This is a genomic window from Pseudomonas sp. NGC7 (assembly GCF_047159675.1).
GTDB classification, from domain to species: Bacteria; Pseudomonadota; Gammaproteobacteria; order Pseudomonadales; family Pseudomonadaceae; genus Aquipseudomonas; species Aquipseudomonas kermanshahensis.
In genome coordinates this window covers 5,312,792-5,328,765 of record NZ_BAAFZY010000001.1, presented here as the reverse complement: position 1 = coordinate 5,328,765, position 15,974 = coordinate 5,312,792, and the positions used below count along the sequence as shown (strand labels likewise).

The 15,974-nt window shown below is 62.9% G+C and carries 17 protein-coding genes and 2 pseudogenes; 10 read left to right on the top strand and 9 right to left on the bottom strand.

Annotated elements, in window-relative coordinates:
* Positions 1-32: 32 nt before the first annotated feature.
* Positions 33-1,010 (top strand): GTPase, encoded by a 978-nt coding sequence (gene yjiA, locus ACMCNM_RS23800; RefSeq protein WP_027595235.1) that lies wholly within the window; start codon positions 33-35, stop codon positions 1,008-1,010.
* Here the strand turns inward: yjiA and ACMCNM_RS23795 are convergent.
* Positions 970-2,457, bottom strand: coding sequence for a methylenetetrahydrofolate reductase C-terminal domain-containing protein (locus tag ACMCNM_RS23795; RefSeq protein ID WP_412765546.1), 1,488 nt, complete (start codon positions 2,455-2,457; stop codon positions 970-972). The two genes, yjiA and ACMCNM_RS23795, sit on opposite strands and share 41 nt — an antisense overlap.
* 341 nt (positions 2,458-2,798) lie before the next feature.
* Here ACMCNM_RS23795 and ACMCNM_RS23790 point away from each other — a divergent pair.
* Positions 2,799-3,851: pseudogene (locus tag ACMCNM_RS23790) on the top strand (5-methyltetrahydropteroyltriglutamate--homocysteine S-methyltransferase); the annotation flags it as partial.
* 71 nt (positions 3,852-3,922) lie between these two features.
* Positions 3,923-4,642: an SDR family NAD(P)-dependent oxidoreductase gene (locus ACMCNM_RS23785; RefSeq protein WP_412765545.1), complete on the top strand. Its 720-nt coding sequence runs from the start codon at positions 3,923-3,925 to the stop codon at positions 4,640-4,642.
* Positions 4,643-5,118: 476 nt separating this feature from the next.
* On the opposite strand, the gene ACMCNM_RS23780 is transcribed toward ACMCNM_RS23785, so the two are convergent.
* The gene (locus tag ACMCNM_RS23780; RefSeq protein ID WP_186677912.1) at positions 5,119-6,297 is read right to left on the bottom strand and encodes an acetyl-CoA C-acetyltransferase; all 1,179 of its coding nucleotides are present in this window, start codon (positions 6,295-6,297) and stop codon (positions 5,119-5,121) included.
* 141 nt (positions 6,298-6,438) lie between these two features.
* Here ACMCNM_RS23780 and ACMCNM_RS23775 point away from each other — a divergent pair.
* The 3 genes and pseudogenes from ACMCNM_RS23775 to ACMCNM_RS23765 form a co-directional block, all read left to right on the top strand.
* Positions 6,439-6,513 (top strand): annotated as a pseudogene (locus ACMCNM_RS23775) (PepSY domain-containing protein); the annotation flags it as partial.
* Between the two features lie 172 nt (positions 6,514-6,685).
* Positions 6,686-7,897, top strand: a complete 1,212-nt coding sequence (gene fabV / locus ACMCNM_RS23770) for an enoyl-ACP reductase FabV (RefSeq protein ID WP_412765544.1) — start codon at positions 6,686-6,688, stop codon at positions 7,895-7,897.
* A gap of 178 nt (positions 7,898-8,075) precedes the next feature.
* Positions 8,076-8,984, top strand: a complete 909-nt coding sequence (locus tag ACMCNM_RS23765; protein ID WP_412765543.1) for an alpha/beta fold hydrolase — start codon at positions 8,076-8,078, stop codon at positions 8,982-8,984.
* Between the two features lie 96 nt (positions 8,985-9,080).
* Here the strand turns inward: ACMCNM_RS23765 and ACMCNM_RS23760 are convergent, their stop codons facing one another.
* Genes ACMCNM_RS23760 through ACMCNM_RS23745 form a run of 4 tightly spaced genes read right to left on the bottom strand, consistent with a single transcriptional unit; the run spans position 9,081 to position 11,060 of the window.
* Positions 9,081-9,422, bottom strand: a complete 342-nt coding sequence (locus ACMCNM_RS23760; RefSeq protein WP_027595248.1) for a HopJ type III effector protein — start codon at positions 9,420-9,422, stop codon at positions 9,081-9,083.
* Complete coding sequence (locus ACMCNM_RS23755) at positions 9,415-9,711, bottom strand: DUF1244 domain-containing protein (RefSeq protein WP_027595249.1); 297 nt, start codon at positions 9,709-9,711, stop codon at positions 9,415-9,417. The genes ACMCNM_RS23760 and ACMCNM_RS23755 overlap by 8 nt, the downstream gene beginning before the upstream one ends.
* A 9-nt stretch (positions 9,712-9,720) precedes the next feature.
* The gene (gene folM / locus ACMCNM_RS23750; protein ID WP_412765542.1) at positions 9,721-10,467 is read right to left on the bottom strand and encodes a dihydromonapterin reductase; all 747 of its coding nucleotides are present in this window, start codon (positions 10,465-10,467) and stop codon (positions 9,721-9,723) included.
* A 32-nt stretch (positions 10,468-10,499) separates the two neighbouring features.
* Positions 10,500-11,060, bottom strand: coding sequence for an antibiotic biosynthesis monooxygenase (locus ACMCNM_RS23745; protein ID WP_027595251.1), 561 nt, complete (start codon positions 11,058-11,060; stop codon positions 10,500-10,502).
* A gap of 218 nt (positions 11,061-11,278) precedes the next feature.
* On the opposite strand from ACMCNM_RS23745, the gene ACMCNM_RS23740 reads away from it, so the two are divergent.
* The gene (locus ACMCNM_RS23740; protein ID WP_412765541.1) at positions 11,279-12,229 is read left to right on the top strand and encodes a MerR family transcriptional regulator; all 951 of its coding nucleotides are present in this window, start codon (positions 11,279-11,281) and stop codon (positions 12,227-12,229) included.
* On the opposite strand, the gene ACMCNM_RS23735 is transcribed toward ACMCNM_RS23740, so the two are convergent.
* On the bottom strand, positions 12,214-12,831 hold the full coding sequence (locus ACMCNM_RS23735) for a hypothetical protein (RefSeq protein WP_412765540.1): 618 nt from the start codon (positions 12,829-12,831) through the stop codon (positions 12,214-12,216). The two genes, ACMCNM_RS23740 and ACMCNM_RS23735, sit on opposite strands and share 16 nt — an antisense overlap.
* Before the next feature lie 59 nt (positions 12,832-12,890).
* Positions 12,891-13,319: a PAS domain S-box protein gene (locus ACMCNM_RS23730; protein ID WP_027595254.1), complete on the bottom strand. Its 429-nt coding sequence runs from the start codon at positions 13,317-13,319 to the stop codon at positions 12,891-12,893.
* Between the two features lie 113 nt (positions 13,320-13,432).
* Here ACMCNM_RS23730 and ACMCNM_RS23725 point away from each other — a divergent pair, with 113 nt between their 5' ends.
* Positions 13,433-13,888, top strand: coding sequence for a flavodoxin (locus ACMCNM_RS23725; RefSeq protein ID WP_186677899.1), 456 nt, complete (start codon positions 13,433-13,435; stop codon positions 13,886-13,888).
* 36 nt (positions 13,889-13,924) lie between these two features.
* Here the strand turns inward: ACMCNM_RS23725 and ACMCNM_RS23720 are convergent, their stop codons facing one another.
* Positions 13,925-14,812 (bottom strand): LysR family transcriptional regulator, encoded by an 888-nt coding sequence (locus tag ACMCNM_RS23720; protein WP_238209652.1) that lies wholly within the window; start codon positions 14,810-14,812, stop codon positions 13,925-13,927.
* A gap of 98 nt (positions 14,813-14,910) precedes the next feature.
* On the opposite strand from ACMCNM_RS23720, the gene ACMCNM_RS23715 reads away from it, so the two are divergent.
* Complete coding sequence (locus ACMCNM_RS23715; RefSeq protein WP_186702479.1) at positions 14,911-15,297, top strand: CidA/LrgA family protein; 387 nt, start codon at positions 14,911-14,913, stop codon at positions 15,295-15,297.
* Complete coding sequence (locus ACMCNM_RS23710; RefSeq protein ID WP_027595258.1) at positions 15,287-15,973, top strand: LrgB family protein; 687 nt, start codon at positions 15,287-15,289, stop codon at positions 15,971-15,973. The genes ACMCNM_RS23715 and ACMCNM_RS23710 overlap by 11 nt, the downstream gene beginning before the upstream one ends.
* Position 15,974: the final 1 nt, after the last annotated feature.

The window sequence follows — 15,974 nt, the reverse complement described above, 5'->3', positions numbered from 1 at the left end:
CACAGTCATTTTCAGCTTCAGGAGTACATCGTGTGCAAACGCCTATCCCCGTCACTGTACTGACCGGCTTTCTGGGTGCCGGCAAGACCACCTTGCTCAAACACATGCTCAAAGCCGAGCACGGCCTGAAGATCGCCGTGATCGAAAACGAGTTCAGCGAGGCTGGCATCGACAGCCAACTGCTGGGTGACGAGCCGGTGCAAGTCATGACCCTGGCCAACGGCTGCGTGTGCTGCAGCATCCATGGCGACCTGACCCGAGCCCTGTACCTGCTGCTGGAACGCCTGGACGCTGGCGAGATCGCCTTCGACCGCTTGGTGATCGAGTGCACCGGCCTTGCCGACCCGGCACCGGTGGCACAGACCTTTTTCATCGACGAGGACCTGCGTGACCGCTACATCCTCGACGGCATCATCACCCTGGTCGATGCCGCCCATGCCGAGCTGCACCTGACCCAGGCCATCGCCCAGGCCCAGGTGGGTTTTGCCGACCGGCTGTTGCTGAGCAAGACTGACTTGGTCGAGCCTGCGGCGGTGGAGGCCTTGCGCGAGCGGCTGTCGCGCATCAACGGCCGTGCCGCTGTGCGTGTGGTCGAGCACGGGCGAATCGATTTGGCCGAGCTGCTTGATGTGCGCGGTTTCAACCTCAATACCGACTTGGGCGCCAGCCTTAAACCCACCCTGCGCCCGGTGCTCAAACCGGCCACCCCCGACCGTATCTCCACCCTGGTGCTGCGCACCGACACCCCGCTGGACATCGACCGGCTCAGCGACTTCATGAACGAACTGCTGGAAACCCATGGCAAGCAGTTGCTGCGTTACAAGGGCGTGCTGAACATTGCCGGCGAAGACCGTCGCCTGGTGTTTCAGGGCGTGCTGAAACTGTACGGCTTCGACTGGGATGCCGAGTGGGCAGCAGGCGAGGCACGCGAAAGCGTGATGGTGTTCATTGCTGACGAACTGCCCGAGGCTACGATTCGGGCTGGGTTCGAGGCTTTGAGCAAGCCTTGAGCCGCTGAGGTGCCTGAGCCGCGAACCAGGCCGGCCATGAACTGCGGTGGCGGGTTTGCACCTCGATGCACGGGATCAGGCGCTCCGTCAGCACGGCAGTTTGCCGCACGGCCTTGGCGGTGCGGTATTTGACGCTGTGGATGCACTCGCGGTCGCCGAATTCGCAGCGGTTCAGCGAGGTACCGCCGCAGGGGCCGTTGGCCAGGCCTTTGGGGCAGGTTTCCGGGCAGATGTAGAGGGTGTCTTCGAGGCGGCAGCGGCCGCAGGTGTCGCATCCCAGCAATGGGCGTTTCACCGCACGTTCCACCCCGTGCAGCACGCGGGCGCCCGAGGCCGAGGCCCACAGCGGTTGGCGAACGGCCCAGCCGAATGCCTTGCTCAGCCAGTTGTTGCGGCTGAACAGCAGGGCATGGAAGGCGTGCAGCAGGTGGTAGCGCGCTTTTTCTGTGCTCGACGCGCTGACCTTCGACTCGCCCTGGCGCCAGCTCGCTGCTGGGGGGTGGAAGACCACGGCTGGCAGGCCGTGCACCTGCCAGCTTGCGGCCCAGGCGGGCGCCCACTGCTCCAGCGAATGGAGCTGCGCTTGCCAATGTTCGAGGCGTTGTTCCAGGGCCAGCAACTGCTTGAGTTCGTGAATGCCCGACAGGTGCACACCGGCGTAACCCATCAACTTCACACCGATGACCTGCAGGGCCAGACGGTCAACGCTGCGCGCCTGTGCGTACGCCTTGGACACGGCGGCCTCGGCTTCGAGCATGTCGCGCATGGACGGGCTGACCGTCACCCCGGCCACGTGATCGAGCATGGCGGCGCGCCCGTGGGTAAGGCTCATGAGGCACGCCAGCAAAGGTTTAGGGTTGGGCTGACGGTTCATCCACGCCTGGGCTTCCTGATGCTTGCTGGCATCGAAGCCCAGTTGCAGGGTCAGAAAATCGGCCCCAGCAGCGAGTTTTTTCTCGGCTTTGAAGTACTGCGCCCCCCCTTCTTCCTCGCAGTACTTGAACGGGTTGAGCGCCGCACCCAGCAGCCAGTGCGGGCAGGCTTGGCGCGCGATCTGCAGGGCGGCCACCGATTCCAGGTAGCGCACTGGGCGTTGCCCAGGTTGATGGCCGGGCAGGCGGTCGCCGGTAAGCAGCAGTAACTGGTCCAGCCCATCGGCGTCCATGCGTTGCAGTTGCGCGAGCAGGTGGTGGCGTTCGCGGTCCTTGCCCGAGAAGTGCGGCAAAGCCGGCACGGGCGAGCTGAAGCTGGCCAGGGCGTCGAGGGGCGACATGTCCAGCGGGCTGCCAACGCGATCACCAATGGCCACCGTCATCGGCCAGCCACACAGGTGCCCACGGGCCATGATCGCTTGCATGGCGGCGAAGCGTTCCGACGACGGCTTGGGGACGAACTCCATGACGCAGACGAAGGTTTTTTCGTGCAGCGCCGTTTTCAGCAGGCTCATGGATCGGGCACCGAATTGGGGCAGGGTGGCATTGTGCGGCAAATGGTCGAGAGGGTCATGTCCGCATGCGTAGCGCGCTGCTCTGAACAAGACATCCCCGTACTCTGCACCGGTATTTTCGCGCGCTTCTGTGTAGGAGCAGCCTTGCGCTGCGAAGAGGCCCGTATGCCGGGTAGAGATGTATTAGCCGTAAGGGCCTCTTCGCAGCACAAGGCTGCTCCTACAGACCTTGCATGAACATGAGTAAATCTTGATTTCATCTCAAATTAAATGAGTTTGTCTCAAAGACTCGATGCCGGGAAAATTTCCCTTAATCATTTATGCGTTCTGAGGGGCAAGACATGGCACTGGCACATAACCTGGGTTTGGCGCGCATCGGCCACGATCGCGAACTGAAAAACGCCCAGGAAGCCTTCTGCAACGGTGAGCTCGACGAAGCCGGGCTGCGCGCGGTAGGCCGTGATCTGCGTGTCACCCACTGGCAGGAACAGAAAGACGCAGGTATCGACCTGCTGCCCGTGGGCGACTTCGCCTGGTGCGACCAGGTGCTCACCCACTCGTTGACCTTCGGCGTTGTGCCCGAGCGTTTGCGCAGCCACGACGGTGCCAAGCCAACCCTGCAAACCCTGTTCGCCATGGCACGTGGCCAGAAAATGACCCAGTGGTTCGACACCCACGCTTACTACCTGGCACCTGAGTTCAGCGCCGATCAGCAGTTCGCCCTGAGCTGGGAGCAGCTGTTCGAAGAGGTTGCAGAAGCCAAGGCCCTGGGCCACGCGGTCAAGCCCGTGGTGATCGGCCCGCTGACCTACCTGTGGCTGGGCACCACCCAAGGCGCCGACTTCGACAAGCTGGAACTGGTCGATCGGCTGCTGCCGCTGTACGACGAAATCTTCAATCGCCTGGCCGCGCAGGGCGTCGAGTGGGTACAGATCGACGAGCCGATCCTGGTGCTCGACCTGCCGCAGGACTGGAAAAACGCCTACGAGCGCGTCTACAACATCCTGCAGCGCGCACCGCTGAAGAAACTGATCACCACCTACTTCGGTGGCCTGGAAGAAAACCTCGGCCTGGCGGCCAACCTGCCAGTCGATGGCCTGCACATCGACCTGATGCGTGCCCCAGACCAATACCCCACCATCCTCGACCGCCTGCCCGCCTACAAGGTCCTGTCGCTGGGCTTGGTCAACGGCTATGACGACACGGCCGGCGACCTGGAAAAAGCCGTTACCGTCCTGCAGCACGCCGCCGAACGCCTGGGTGACCGCCTGTGGGTCGCGCCGTCTTGCTCGCTGCTGCACAGCTCGGTGGGCCTGGCCGTGCAGAAGTGCCAGCAAGTGGCCGTGCTGGCCAACGCCGTCAAAGCGCCAGAGGCTTTTGACGTGGCGGCTGCCTAACGCCTCCTTGCCGTGTGATGAGGTGCTTATAATGCCGGCTCGAAACGTACTCGACAGGGAGTGATGCGATGAGAGTTCTGGTAGTCGGCGCCAGCAAGGGGCTGGGCAAGGCCTTCATGGAAGGGCTGGGCAAGCCGGGCGATACGCTGATAGGTGTGTCCCGCTCGCGCCCCGAAGGGGTGGTGGTCGGCAAGGGGGTTGAGGTGCAGTGGATTGCGGCCGACCTCGGTCAGCCGGCTGCCGCCGTCGAGGCCGTTGCCCAGGCGCTGGCCGAGGGTGGGGTGGATACCCTCATCTACAACCTCGGGCTGTGGGAGGCCGAGGCGTTTTCAGAACACTACAGCTTCCTGGACGATCATGACCCAGAGCTGCAACGCATGGTCGACTGCAACATCACAGCCACTGTCCTGCTGATCAAGCGCTTGCTGCCGATGCTGCTGGAAAGCGAGAAACCACGGATCATCCTTACCGGTTCCACTTCAGGCCTGCCGCAGAGCGGGCGCCCTGAAGTGACGTTTGCTGCGTCCAAGTTCGCCCTGCGCGGGATTGCCGAGGCTTTGCGTGAGGGGTATCGCGAACAGCGCCTGGGTGTGACTTGCCTGAATTTGGGTTACCTGAACACCGAGGATGGCCTAAATGTGCCAGTTGCCGACGCTGCGGCGCGGGGGGAGGGCGGGTTGATTCCGCTGCACGATGTGGTGCTGATGGTGCGGACGATGCTGGAGCTGTCGGCATCAAGTTATGTGCGCGAGTTGACCTTGCCGGCCATTGCCGATGAGCGGTTCTGAGTAAGCAGGCCTGGCCTCTTCGCGGGGCAAGCCCGCTCCCACAGGTAAAGCACAGCTCTCAAGGTTGTGCTTTAGCTGTGGCTCCCGCAGGTAAAGCACAGCTCTCAAGGTTTGTGCTTTAGCTGTGGCTCCCACAGGTAAAGCACAGCTCTCAAGGTTTGTGCTTTAGCTGTGGCTCCCACAGGTTAAGCAAAGCTCTCAAGGTTATGCTTTAGCTGTGGCTCCCGCAGGTTAAGCACAGCTCTCAAGGTTTGTGCTTTACCTGTGGGAGATTCTATGGTTTTCAGCAAGCCGGTTTGCTCGCTTTGGTGACATATTCGTCCTGATTTTTCATCAGGGCGAATGCTACGCGACCCACGGTCTGTACTGCTGCGAACAGTCAGAATCGGGCATTTAGTCCCACCACCCCTTCAAGTCTAACCATACAAGCGGGCTTGCCCCGCGAAGGGGCCGGGCCTGCTGGCATCAATGACTGATCAGCGCTCGATCGCCAACGCCACACCCTGGCCACCACCAATACACAACGTGGCCAGCCCTTTCTTCGCATCACGCTTGATCATCTCGTGCAGCAAGGTCACCAGCACCCGGCACCCCGATGCCCCAATCGGGTGGCCCAGCGCAATCGCCCCACCATTCACGTTCACCCGTGCCGCATCCCATTCCAGCGCCTTGCCCACCGCCAGCGCCTGCGCGGCAAAGGCTTCGTTGGCTTCGATCAGGTCCAGGTCCGCCAGCTGCCAGCCAGCCTTGTCCAGGCAGCGCTGGGTGGCCGAGACCGGGCCGATGCCCATGATCGCCGGGTCTACGCCAGCACTGGCATAGGCCGCGATCTTGGCCAGCACCGGCAGGCCCAGGGCCTTAGCCTTGGTGGCGCTCATCAGCAGCACGGCGGCGGCGCCGTCATTAAGGCTGGAAGCATTGCCAGCCGTGACGCTACCGTCTTTTTTGAAGGCCGCGCGCAGCTTGCCCAGCGATTCGGCGGTGGTGTCCGGGCGGGGCTGTTCGTCGCGTTCGAAGACCTTGGGCTCACCCTTTTTCTGCGGCATCACGATGGGGGTGATCTCGTCCTTGAAACGGCCCGCCTCAATCGCGGCCACGGCCTTGCGCTGGGACTCGGCGGCAAAGGCGTCTTGCTGCTCACGGCTGAGGCCGTACTTATCCACAAGGTTCTCGGCGGTAATGCCCATGTGGTAGTCGTTGAAGGCATCCCACAGGCCGTCGGTAATCATGCTGTCGATCAGCTGGCCGTGGCCCATGCGCTGGCCCGTGCGCGCCGAAGGCATGACGTAGGGGGCCAGGCTCATGTTTTCCTGGCCGCCGGCAATCACCACCTCGGCGTCGCCGCAGCGGATGGCCTGGGCCGCGAGGTGCAGGGCTTTCAGGCCCGAGCCGCAGACCTTATTGAGCGTCAGCGCGGGCACGCTGAAGGGCAGGCCGGCCTTGATCGCGGCCTGGCGCGCCGGGTTCTGGCCTGCGCCGGCGGTAAGCACCTGGCCGAGGATGACCTCGTCGACCTGGGCGGGGTCCAGTTGTGTCTGTTCCAGCAGCCGCTTGATCACGGCGGCGCCGAGGTCGACGGCGGGCACTGTTGCCAAGGCGCCCTGGAAGCTGCCGATGGCGGTACGGGTGGCGGCGACGATGACCACGTCGTTCATGTTGTTGTTCTCCGTGCAAGGGTGAGCGCCGCAAGGGCAGGATGCAGTCAGCATCGGTGGGTTTGGTTCATTTGTTAAGTTTGTTTTTCTTTTGGATTGATCTGGAAAACAAATGAATGACGCGGGCACGCTTGCGCTCTCCTGATCGGCAGCAGCACAGCATTCGCCGCCACCCAATGCACCACAGCCGATAAAAGCACCTGGCAAGACCCGGAAATCAAGACCGAGTACGAAGATTGAAGGCTGATGCCAACGAGCGCGCTTTTGAATCCCCCCGAATCACCCCGTAAGATGTGTCCGATAACCTGCGGGGGTAGTCTCACCCTCTGATCAATCGGAATCGCCCGTGGCGGCGCTTCCCTGGCATAAACCTGACGAGGTACAGACATTGGCCATCATTCATCCTAAGGTCCGCGGTTTCATCTGCACCACGACCCACCCGAAGGGCTGCGAGCTCAACGTCCGTGACCAGATCGAAGCCACCCGCAAGCTGGGCGTGCGCGAGGATGGCCCGAAGAAGGTCCTGGTGATCGGTGCTTCCAGCGGCTACGGCCTGGCAGCGCGCATTACCGCAGCGTTCGGCTTCAAGGCCGACACCCTGGGCGTGTTCTTCGAAAAACCAGGTACCGAGACCAAGGCCGGTACCGCTGGCTGGTACAACTCTGCCGCGTTCGACAAGTTCGCCAAGGCCGAGGGCCTGTACAGCAAGTCGATCAACGGCGACGCCTTCTCCGATGAAGCCCGTGCCAAGGTCATCGAGCTGATCAAGAACGAAATGGGCGGCAAGGTCGACCTGGTCATCTACTCCCTGGCGTCCCCGGTGCGCAAGCTGCCGAAGACCGGTGAAGTGATCCGTTCGGCGCTCAAGCCAATTGGCCAGCCGTACAAGTCGACCGCCATCGACACCAACAAGGACACCATCATCGAGGCCAGCATCGAGCCGGCTACCGAGCAGGAAATCGCTGACACCGTCACCGTCATGGGTGGCCAGGACTGGCAGCTGTGGATCGATGCCCTGGCCGGTGCCGACGTGCTGGCCAAAGGCGCCCGCACCGTGGCCTTCAGCTACATCGGCAGCGACATCACCTGGCCGATCTACTGGCACGGCGCGCTGGGCCAGGCCAAGCAGGACCTGGACGAAACCGCACTGCGCCTGGACCAGAAACTGGCCGGCGAAGTCAAAGGCGGCGCCAACGTGGCCGTGCTGAAGTCGGTGGTCACCCAGGCCAGCTCGGCTATTCCGGTGATGCCGCTGTACCTGTCGATGGTCTTCAAGATCATGCAGGAGAAAGGCGTGCACGAAGGTACCCAGGACCAACTGGACCGCATGTACCGTGATCGCCTGTACCGCGCCGATGGCGCTGCGGCTGAGGTCGACGAGAAAGGCCGCCTGCGCCTGGACGACTGGGAACTGCGTGACGACGTACAGAACGCCTGCAAGGCGCTGTGGCCGCAAGTCACCACCGAGAACCTGTTCGAGCTGACCGACTATGCCGGTTACAAGAAGCAGTTCCTCAACCTGTTCGGCTTCGAGCGCGCTGACGTCAACTACGACGAAGACGTGGCTACCGACGTAGAGTTCGACTGCATCGAGCTGTAAGCAAGGCTGAAAAGTCGGGGGCTGTACCGGCCTCTTCGCGGGGCAAGCCCGCTCCCACAGGGTATCCACTGAGCCAAAGAGCCGTGGAGACCTGTGGGAGCGGGCTTGCCCCGCGAAGAGGCCGGTACAGCCCCCGATTTTTTTGCTAGCGTTGGCGCACAACAACAGGATGTGCGCCATGAGCAGCCTCACCCAACCCGCCATCGCCTTTCGCCACACCGCAGCCGACGGCTACAGCCTCGGCGGCTTCTGCTGGCGCCACGCCCAGGCCAATCCCCAGCGCCCGCTGGTGATCATCAACGCCGCCACTTCGGTGCGTTGCCGCTACTACACGCGGTTTGCCGACTACCTGTTCGCCCAGGGCTGCGATGTGCTCACCTACGATTACCGCGGCATCGGCGAATCTCGGCCGCCAACACTGCGTGGTTTTCAGGCGTCCTGGAGCGATTGGGGGCAGTTGGACTTCGAAGCCATGCTGACACACGCCGAACAGGCATTCCCCGGCCAGCCCATCGATGTGGTGGGGCACAGTTTTGGCGGTTGCGCAGTGGGGCTGGCGCCGTCTGCTGGCCGGGTCAGGCGGGTGGTGATGGTGGGCGCGCAGTTCGCCTACTGGCGCGATTATGCGGCGGATCAGCGCTGGCGCCTGTTCGGCAAATGGCATGTGGTGATGCCCTTGCTGACCCACGCCTTCGGCTACTTCCCCGGCAAGCGCCTGGGCTGGATGGAAGACACCCCGGCGGGCGTGGTGCACGACTGGACTACCCGTACGCCACGCTACGAGCACCGGCCAAGCGGGCGCAGGTTGCAGAGGGTGCCGTTTGCGCACGTCCGGGCGGCGACGCTGGCGATCAGCCTCACCGATGACCCATTCGGCACTGTGGCGGCGACAGAGCGGTTGCTAGGGTATTTGCAGGGGGCCGAGCGCCAGCACCTGCGCATTGCGCCTGTGGATATCTCGGTCGAGGAAATAGGCCATTTCGCGTTTTTCCATGACCGCTTTCGCGAGCGCTTGTGGCCGATTGCGCTGGCATGGCTGCAGTTCGGTGAATTGCCGCCGAACAGGCCGGGGCAGATCATCAGCTGATTGCCCCTCACAGGGCCTGGGCAATATCTGAGGCCTGTGCTGCCCCTGTAGGAGCTGGCTTGCCTGCGAAAGGGCCGCACAGCGGCCCCAGCAATCTCAAGCCTTGCGCGAAAGCGGCTGCGCGGTAAATTTCACACCCGCCAGGCCATGCTCGATCAGCGCCCGGATATTGCCATGGTCACTGCCCTCTGGCGTTGCCACGACATCGCGATAATGCTCACCAAAGGCCAGCAGGGCCTCTTCATCGCTCAAGCCTTCCAGCAGGGCCAGGCCCAGGGTCTTGCACGAGCCTTCGTTCTGCCCTGCGGCGTTTTCCACACCGCCGTTGTTGAAGGCTTGCGGCTGGTAGCTGTAGTGGGCGGCGATAAAGGCCAAGGTGTCGGCAAAGACGTGTTCGCCGCTGGCCAGGCTGGCGCGCAGGGTGTTCAGATCAGTCACGAGGTTTTCCTTTTTCGAACGCCGCTTGTTGTTCGGCGCTGGCTTCTTTCTGGTGTTGGGCTTTCCACTCGGCGTAGGGCATGCCGTACACCGCTTCGCGGGCGTCATCCAGGCTCAGGTCGACCTGACGCTCGTCGGCCGCGGCCTTGTACCACTTGGACAGGCAATTACGGCAGAAACCGGACAGGTTCATCAGGTCGATGTTCTGCACGTCGGTTCGTTTCTGCAGGTGTTCGACCAGGCGCCGGAACGCGGCGGCTTCGAGTTCGAGCTGTTGTTGCGGGGTCATGGGCTTCTCTCAGGTCATGCGATTCTTCAGGTGGCGGCCACCGTTGATGACCACCTGGCTACCGGTACTGTACTGGCTTTCGAGCAGGTATTTGACCGTCTCGATCAGCGGGCCGGCGCCGGGTTCGAATTCCAGCAGGGCCTTTTTCAAGGTCTGCTGGCGGTAGGCTTCATCGCCCCCTTCTTTGAGGATCAGCAGCCCAGGCAGGATACCGTTGACGTGCACCTGGGGCGCATATTTTTCGGCGAACGACAGCACCATGTTCTGCAGCGCGGCTTTGGTGGCGGCGTAGCCGATGTGGCTCTTGCTACCCCGCGAAGACGTTTCGTCGCAGATGTGGATGATGTCGGCTTTGCCCGCGCTGCCGGCCTTGCCGAGCATCTCGCCCAGGGCAAGGTTGAGGTGGTAGGGCGCTTCGACGTGCAGGCGGAACATGGTGTCGAGGTTGGCCAGGCCATCGTCGAGCCACAGCGAGGCGTTGTGAATGATCGCGCGCAAGCCGTCGTAGTTGCCTTGCAGGTAGTCGATAAGCGCCTGGCGGTCGGCGGCCAGGCACAGGTCAGCCTGGAACTGCACGATGTTGGGGTGTACGGACTGCGGCTGGAAGCTGCGGCTGGCACTGATCACAGTATGGCCGGCCTGGGCCAGTTCGAGGGCAAGGGCCAGCCCGACGCGCTGGCTGGCTCCGGTAACGAGAATTGGGCTGTTCATGTTCGGGGCGGTCAACTTGTCTGTCCTTTCGTTGCCGCCCAGCATACCCGAACTGTTTCCCTCTTGTAGACCAGCCCTCAGCGGCTGCGCAGCGCTGCAGGGGTGGGCGCAGCAGGGTTCAGCCAGCCGGCCAGCAAGCGGGTGGAGAGGGGGATGAACAGGTAGACCATCACTGGCGTCAGGGCCAGGGTACTGAGCATCACCCGTGGTACCAGGTCGAGGCCTGCCAGCCAATGGCCGAACAGCAGGTTGAACAGCAACGACACGGGGAAAAAGGCCAGCCAGATGGCGACGGCCTGCTTCCAGCGCGGCGGTTTTTGCACCGTATGGGTGCCAAACCAGTCATCGATACCACTGACACGCGCCTCTTTGGGGCGCTCGAACAGCCCGTTGCCACGTTGCAGCCAGGCCTTGCGCGAAGCGGAGTGCTCCCAGGCGTGCAGGGTAGGTTCGTCGCTGAAGCGGAAGATGATCTGGAATTCATCGCTGTCACGGGGTGGTGCCAGGATGCCGGAGCCGAGGTAGCCGGGGAAGTCGGTGGCCAGTTGCTCGCCTTCATGGAGCCAGGTCAGCAGGTCCTGGTAGCGGCCATGGGCGGCGCGGCGCGACACCATCAAGGTGACGGGTGGGGTAGACATCGTGTATCTCCTGACGACGGGGCTGGCGGGTAGCTGGCCCCTTGGCTGCGTCGCCCGGGGTGGTGGGCGACGCCAGCGTGCATGCAAGAATCGGGCGCGAATTATCGCGATATTGCAGTGTTCGGCAAGTGTTGGCTGGCAAACGGTTGTTAACCGGCGGCCTATGCTGTCGTAGTAACATACAGGTTCAACTTCGGCACACAGGGTACAAAGTGCAGATGAACAAACAGGGACGTAGCTCGGCAGTCGATGCGGGCCTGGAACATCAGGAGCTGTTCCCGATTCGGGAAGTCTCCCGACTGACAGGCGTCAACCCGGTCACCTTGCGCGCCTGGGAGCGTCGCTACGGCCTCATTCAACCAACCCGCACCGCCAGTGGCCATCGTCTGTACTCCCAGGCTGATATCGACGATATCCGCAGCATCCTGGGCTGGCTGGAGCGTGGCGTGGCGGTGAGCAAGGTGGGTAGCATCCTGGTGCGGTGCCAGGCGCAGGTGCAGCAAAGCAGCGACCTGATGAACGTGCGCCTGGCCTGGCAGCAGCAGATTCTCGAGGCGGTGCAGCGCTTCGACAGCGCGAGCCTTCACCGTTTGTTCGATCAGGTGTTCGCTGGCCATACCCTGGATCAAGTGTTCGGCGATATCTTCATGCCGGTGTGGCACGACCTGGCAGCAGGCCAGGGTGGTTACGGTCCGCGGGCCTTTGGGCAGGCCAGCGAATGGCTGTTTCTGGATCAGTTCTTGCGCGGGCGGGTGTTCGTGCGACTTCAACTGGCGCGCATGGCCCGCAGCCGCACGGTGTTGCTGGCGCCATTGCCGGGGCCGTGTCACGAACTGGAGCTGCTGGTAACCGCCTTGTTGCTGGGCAGTGACGAGGTGGGGGTGAGCTTGTTGGCGCCTGGGCAACCCCTGCAGGAGCTGACGCTGATCTGCGAGCGTCTCAAGCCTGATGCCTTGGTGTTGTTCTCCAATCAGGCGCCCACCGTGGAATTGAGCAAACGCCTCGAGCGCTTGGTGGTTGGCCTGGAATGCCCGTTATTGCTTGCCGGTGAAGTGGCCGAACTGGCCCAGGACAGCCTGGCAGGCAGCCCGGTGGCCTGCCTGGGGGCAGAGAGCAGCGTGATGCGTCAGCGGTTGCGGCAGTTTCTGGCCGGTCAGCTCGACACCTGACTGTGCAGCTCTGGGTGCGCCTGACGATGGGCTTGCAGGATATAGCCGCGCAGGCGCTCGATTTCTTCGACCGGGCTGCGGCTTAAATCGTAGGCTGCCAGGTCAGGGCCAATGCGTCGGCGCAGCACCCCGTGCAGCTCGATGGGGGCAATGCCGGCCGGTGCGAAATGCAACTCGAAACGTGCAGGGGCTTGCGCCAGGTCGCGGATCTCGACCAGCGCGCCCTTGAACGAAATTTCGCGAACCCACAGGCCGCTCGGCTGATCGTGTGCATCCAGTAACGCGCTTGGTTGGTCCATGGACAAGCGCCATGGGCGTAGCATCGGGCCGTCTTCGTAGATTTCCGGTGAACCCAGCTGCAGATGCAGGGCATGGAACTCGTCTTCCACCAGTTGCAGCGGAAAGCTGATCTGCTGGTTGTTGAACTGCGCCTGCAAGGTTACCTGCTCGTTGGCCACCAAACGGGTGAGCAAGGTCTGGATCCGGCGGTCGCCATTGACCAGCAGGCTGGACATCGAGTCAGCCAGGTTCAGTTGTGGCGAATGCTGCATGTTCTGTATGAAATCCAGCTCGTCCTGGGTCAGGAGCGCATCTGCTTGCATGATCGAACTCGGAGGTGGCGATTTCTTCAACGGGATTGACCGTGCGTAGCGCGTTTGGTTCAGGAGCGTAGGTCGTTTTTCGGACGCGCGCACATTTCGGCCAGTTCGCGTTCCAGCTCGACCTGGCGGCTGACGTCCTTCTGGATACCGATGAAGTAGGTGCGTTGGTCGGCGTCGCTTTTCACCGGTGTGATCGACAACTCGTTCCAGAACGCGCTGCCGTCTTTGCGGTAGTTGCGCAGCACCTCTCGGCATGGCCGGCCTTCGGCCAAGGCTTTGCGAATGCGCGCACGGCCGAGCTGGTCGCGGTCACTGCCCTGCAGGAAGCGGCAATCCTGATAAAGAATGTCGTCACGGGTGTAGCCGGTCAGGCGTTCGAAGGCGGCGTTCACGTAGATCAGGATGGTGTCTTCGCCTTCCTGTTCAGCGACCACGATCCCGTCATTGGACGCATCGACCATGGATTGCAGCAGTTGCGCGTTGATCATGTTCGGGCCATTGGGCGAAGAGGCAGGGGCTGGTACTTAGGTAGGGGCGGCCTTTTGCCAGCGTTGAATGCTAGTATCCTACGTTTTCACTCAGTTTCGGAATCCTCTTCCCGATGAAAGTCGCCATTATTTCCGGGTCGGTATACGGCACCGCCGAAGAAGTCGCCCGTCATGCCGAATCGTTGCTCAAGGCCGCAGGTTTTGAGGCCTGGCATGCTGCACGTGCCACCCTGCAGGACCTTGAAGGTTTTGCACCGCAGGCTTTTCTGGCGGTGACTTCGACCACCGGCATGGGCGAGCTGCCGGACAACCTCATGCCGCTGTACAGCACCCTTCGCGATACCTTGCCCGCCGCCTGGCGTGGCCTGCCGGGCGCGGTGATTGCGTTGGGCGACGCCAGTTATGGCGATACCTATTGCGGCGGCGGCGAGCAGATGCGTGAGTTGTTCGCTGAGTTGGGGGTACGTGAAGTGCAGCCGATGCTGCGCCTGGATGCCAGCGAAACGGTGACCCCGGAAGCCGATGCCGAACCGTGGTTGGCAGAATTTGCCCAGGCGCTGAAGGCCTGACGCCTGTAGGAGCGGCGCAAGGCCGCTCCTACCGCTTCAGCGCTGCACCTCACGCTCACGCAACAACGCCAGCCACGCCTGCGCCGCCCGTGACAGGTACGCCCCCCGCCGCCAGATGAATGCGATATCCCAACGCAGGTCCTCCGGCGACTGCAGTGGCAAGCGCACCACCCCAGGGCGCTCCAGCGCCTTTGCCACCACGCGGGGCAGCAACACCACGCCTTGGCCGGCTGCCACCAACGCCACCAGGAAGTCCGCCTGGCCACTGCGCCCGCCTTCTTTCGGGGTAAAACCCTGCTGCTGGCAGGCCTTGAGCAGCCGGTCGTTAAGCACGAAGCTGCGCTGATACAGCAAAAAAGGCGTATCGGCCAGTTGCCGCAAATGCACGCCAGCCTCCCCAGCCAGCGCATGCCCGGCCGGTAGCAGGGCATCGAGTGGCTCGTTGCAAAAGGGCTGGAACGCGAACGCTTCGTCACTGGGCGTCAGGCTGCCACCGAGCTCCAGCTCGCCGCTGCGCACCGCCTGCTCGACGCTGCGGCTGCCGCCTTCGAGCAATTGAATCGAGATGTTGGGGTAGCGTCGCCGGTATTCAGCGAACAGGCCGGCGAATAAGGCGTCACTGCCCAGTATCGGCAAGCCCAGGCGCAATTCGCCGCGTGCCATCTGGCCGAGGTCATCCAGTTCGCTGAGCAATGCCTGGCGCTGGCGCAACAACGCTTCGCCGCGCTCTAGCACGATGCGCCCGGCGGCGGTCAGGTGCAGCTGCGAAGCCTGCCGCTCAAGCAGTGGCTGGCCTACATCTTGCTCCAGCTGAGCCACTTGCTTGCTTACCGCCGACTGGCTGATGTGCAGGGTCTGCGCCGCTTGGGTAAAGCCCCCGCGGTGCACCACTTCGATGAAGCTGCGCAGTTGTTTGAATTCCATGGTCGCAATTCCGTTTTGGAATGCTGATCAGTCTAACAATTCGCTTCTGGCCTAGGCAGGCAAATCTTAAAATGAGGGCCTGTCGAGGAAGTACCCCCATGAAACCCGCGTTAGTGAAAAAAGCCCTGCGCCTGCTCGTCGAGCTGGCGATCCTGTTTGCCCTGTTCCTGCTCGGTGGCCAGCTGGCTGTGTGGCTCGGCTGGCCCATCCCCGGTGGCGTGATGGGGCTGGCGCTGCTTCTGCTGCTGTTCGCCAGCGGAGTGGTCAAGCCGGCCACGTTGCAGCTGGGCGCTGGCTGGCTGATGGCAGAAATGCTGCTGTTCTTCATTCCGGCGCTGATGAGCCTGCTCGATTACGGCACCCTGGTGCGCGAGGAAGGCTGGCGCATCCTGCTGGTGATTGCAGTGAGCACGCTGATGGTCATGGTGGTGACTGCGCTCACCGTCGAACTGGTGTGCCGCTGGAGGCTGCGCCATGAGCCTTGAACCCATGCCGCTGTTCTGGTTGGCGCTGACCCTGCTGGCCTACCTGGGCAGCCGCTGGCTGTACCGGCGCAGCGGGCGCTACCTGCTGTCGCCGCTGATCCTGGTCCCTGCGCTGCTGCTGGCGGTGGCCGTGCCGTTGCACACCGCTTATGCCGAGTACGCGCGCAACACCCATTGGCTGATGGGCGTGCTGGGCCCGGTCACCGTGGCATTCGCGGTGCCAATCTGGCAGCAGCGGGCTATGTTGGCGCGCCACTGGCCGGCATTGCTGATGGGTATGCTGGCCGGCAGCACCGCTTCGATCGCCAGCTCCTGGGGGCTGGCTCACCTGTTGGCGCTGGACAATGCAATCAGCCTGTCGCTGGTGCCGCGCTCAATCACCACGCCGTTCGCCATGCCGCTGGCCCACGACCTCGGCGGCGTGCCGGAACTGACCGCGGTATTCGTGATGTTCACCGGGGTACTTGGCGCGATGTTCGGCGGGGTGCTGCTGCGTTGGTTGCCCTTGCGCACACCCTTGGCGCGGGGTGCGTTGTTCGGGGTCGGGGCGCATGGTGCTGGGGTCAGCAGGGCCCAGGAAGTGGGCCGCGAAGAAGGCTCCGTGGCCGGCTTGGTCATGGTCCTGACCGGGCTGCTGAACCTGTTCGCCGCACCGCTGCTGGCCATGCTCCTCTGAC

Coding starts and splice junctions, on each gene's coding strand:
- ACMCNM_RS23795 (WP_412765546.1), bottom strand. CDS start 2,457: ATGAGCCTGCTGAAAACGGCGCTGCACGAAAAAACCTTCGTCTGCGTC.
- ACMCNM_RS23785 (WP_412765545.1), top strand. CDS start 3,923: ATGAGAGTTCTGGTAGTCGGCGCCAGCAAGGGGCTGGGCAAGGCCTTC.
- ACMCNM_RS23780 (WP_186677912.1), bottom strand. CDS start 6,297: ATGAACGACGTGGTCATCGTCGCCGCCACCCGTACCGCCATCGGCAGC.
- ACMCNM_RS23765 (WP_412765543.1), top strand. CDS start 8,076: ATGAGCAGCCTCACCCAACCCGCCATCGCCTTTCGCCACACCGCAGCC.
- ACMCNM_RS23755 (WP_027595249.1), bottom strand. CDS start 9,711: ATGACCCCGCAACAACAGCTCGAACTCGAAGCCGCCGCGTTCCGGCGC.
- folM (WP_412765542.1), bottom strand. CDS start 10,467: ATGCTGGGCGGCAACGAAAGGACAGACAAGTTGACCGCCCCGAACATG.
- ACMCNM_RS23745 (WP_027595251.1), bottom strand. CDS start 11,060: ATGTCTACCCCACCCGTCACCTTGATGGTGTCGCGCCGCGCCGCCCAT.
- ACMCNM_RS23740 (WP_412765541.1), top strand. CDS start 11,279: ATGAACAAACAGGGACGTAGCTCGGCAGTCGATGCGGGCCTGGAACAT.
- ACMCNM_RS23735 (WP_412765540.1), bottom strand. CDS start 12,831: ATGCAAGCAGATGCGCTCCTGACCCAGGACGAGCTGGATTTCATACAG.
- ACMCNM_RS23730 (WP_027595254.1), bottom strand. CDS start 13,319: ATGATCAACGCGCAACTGCTGCAATCCATGGTCGATGCGTCCAATGAC.
- ACMCNM_RS23725 (WP_186677899.1), top strand. CDS start 13,433: ATGAAAGTCGCCATTATTTCCGGGTCGGTATACGGCACCGCCGAAGAA.
- ACMCNM_RS23720 (WP_238209652.1), bottom strand. CDS start 14,812: ATGGAATTCAAACAACTGCGCAGCTTCATCGAAGTGGTGCACCGCGGG.
- ACMCNM_RS23715 (WP_186702479.1), top strand. CDS start 14,911: ATGAAACCCGCGTTAGTGAAAAAAGCCCTGCGCCTGCTCGTCGAGCTG.
- ACMCNM_RS23710 (WP_027595258.1), top strand. CDS start 15,287: ATGAGCCTTGAACCCATGCCGCTGTTCTGGTTGGCGCTGACCCTGCTG.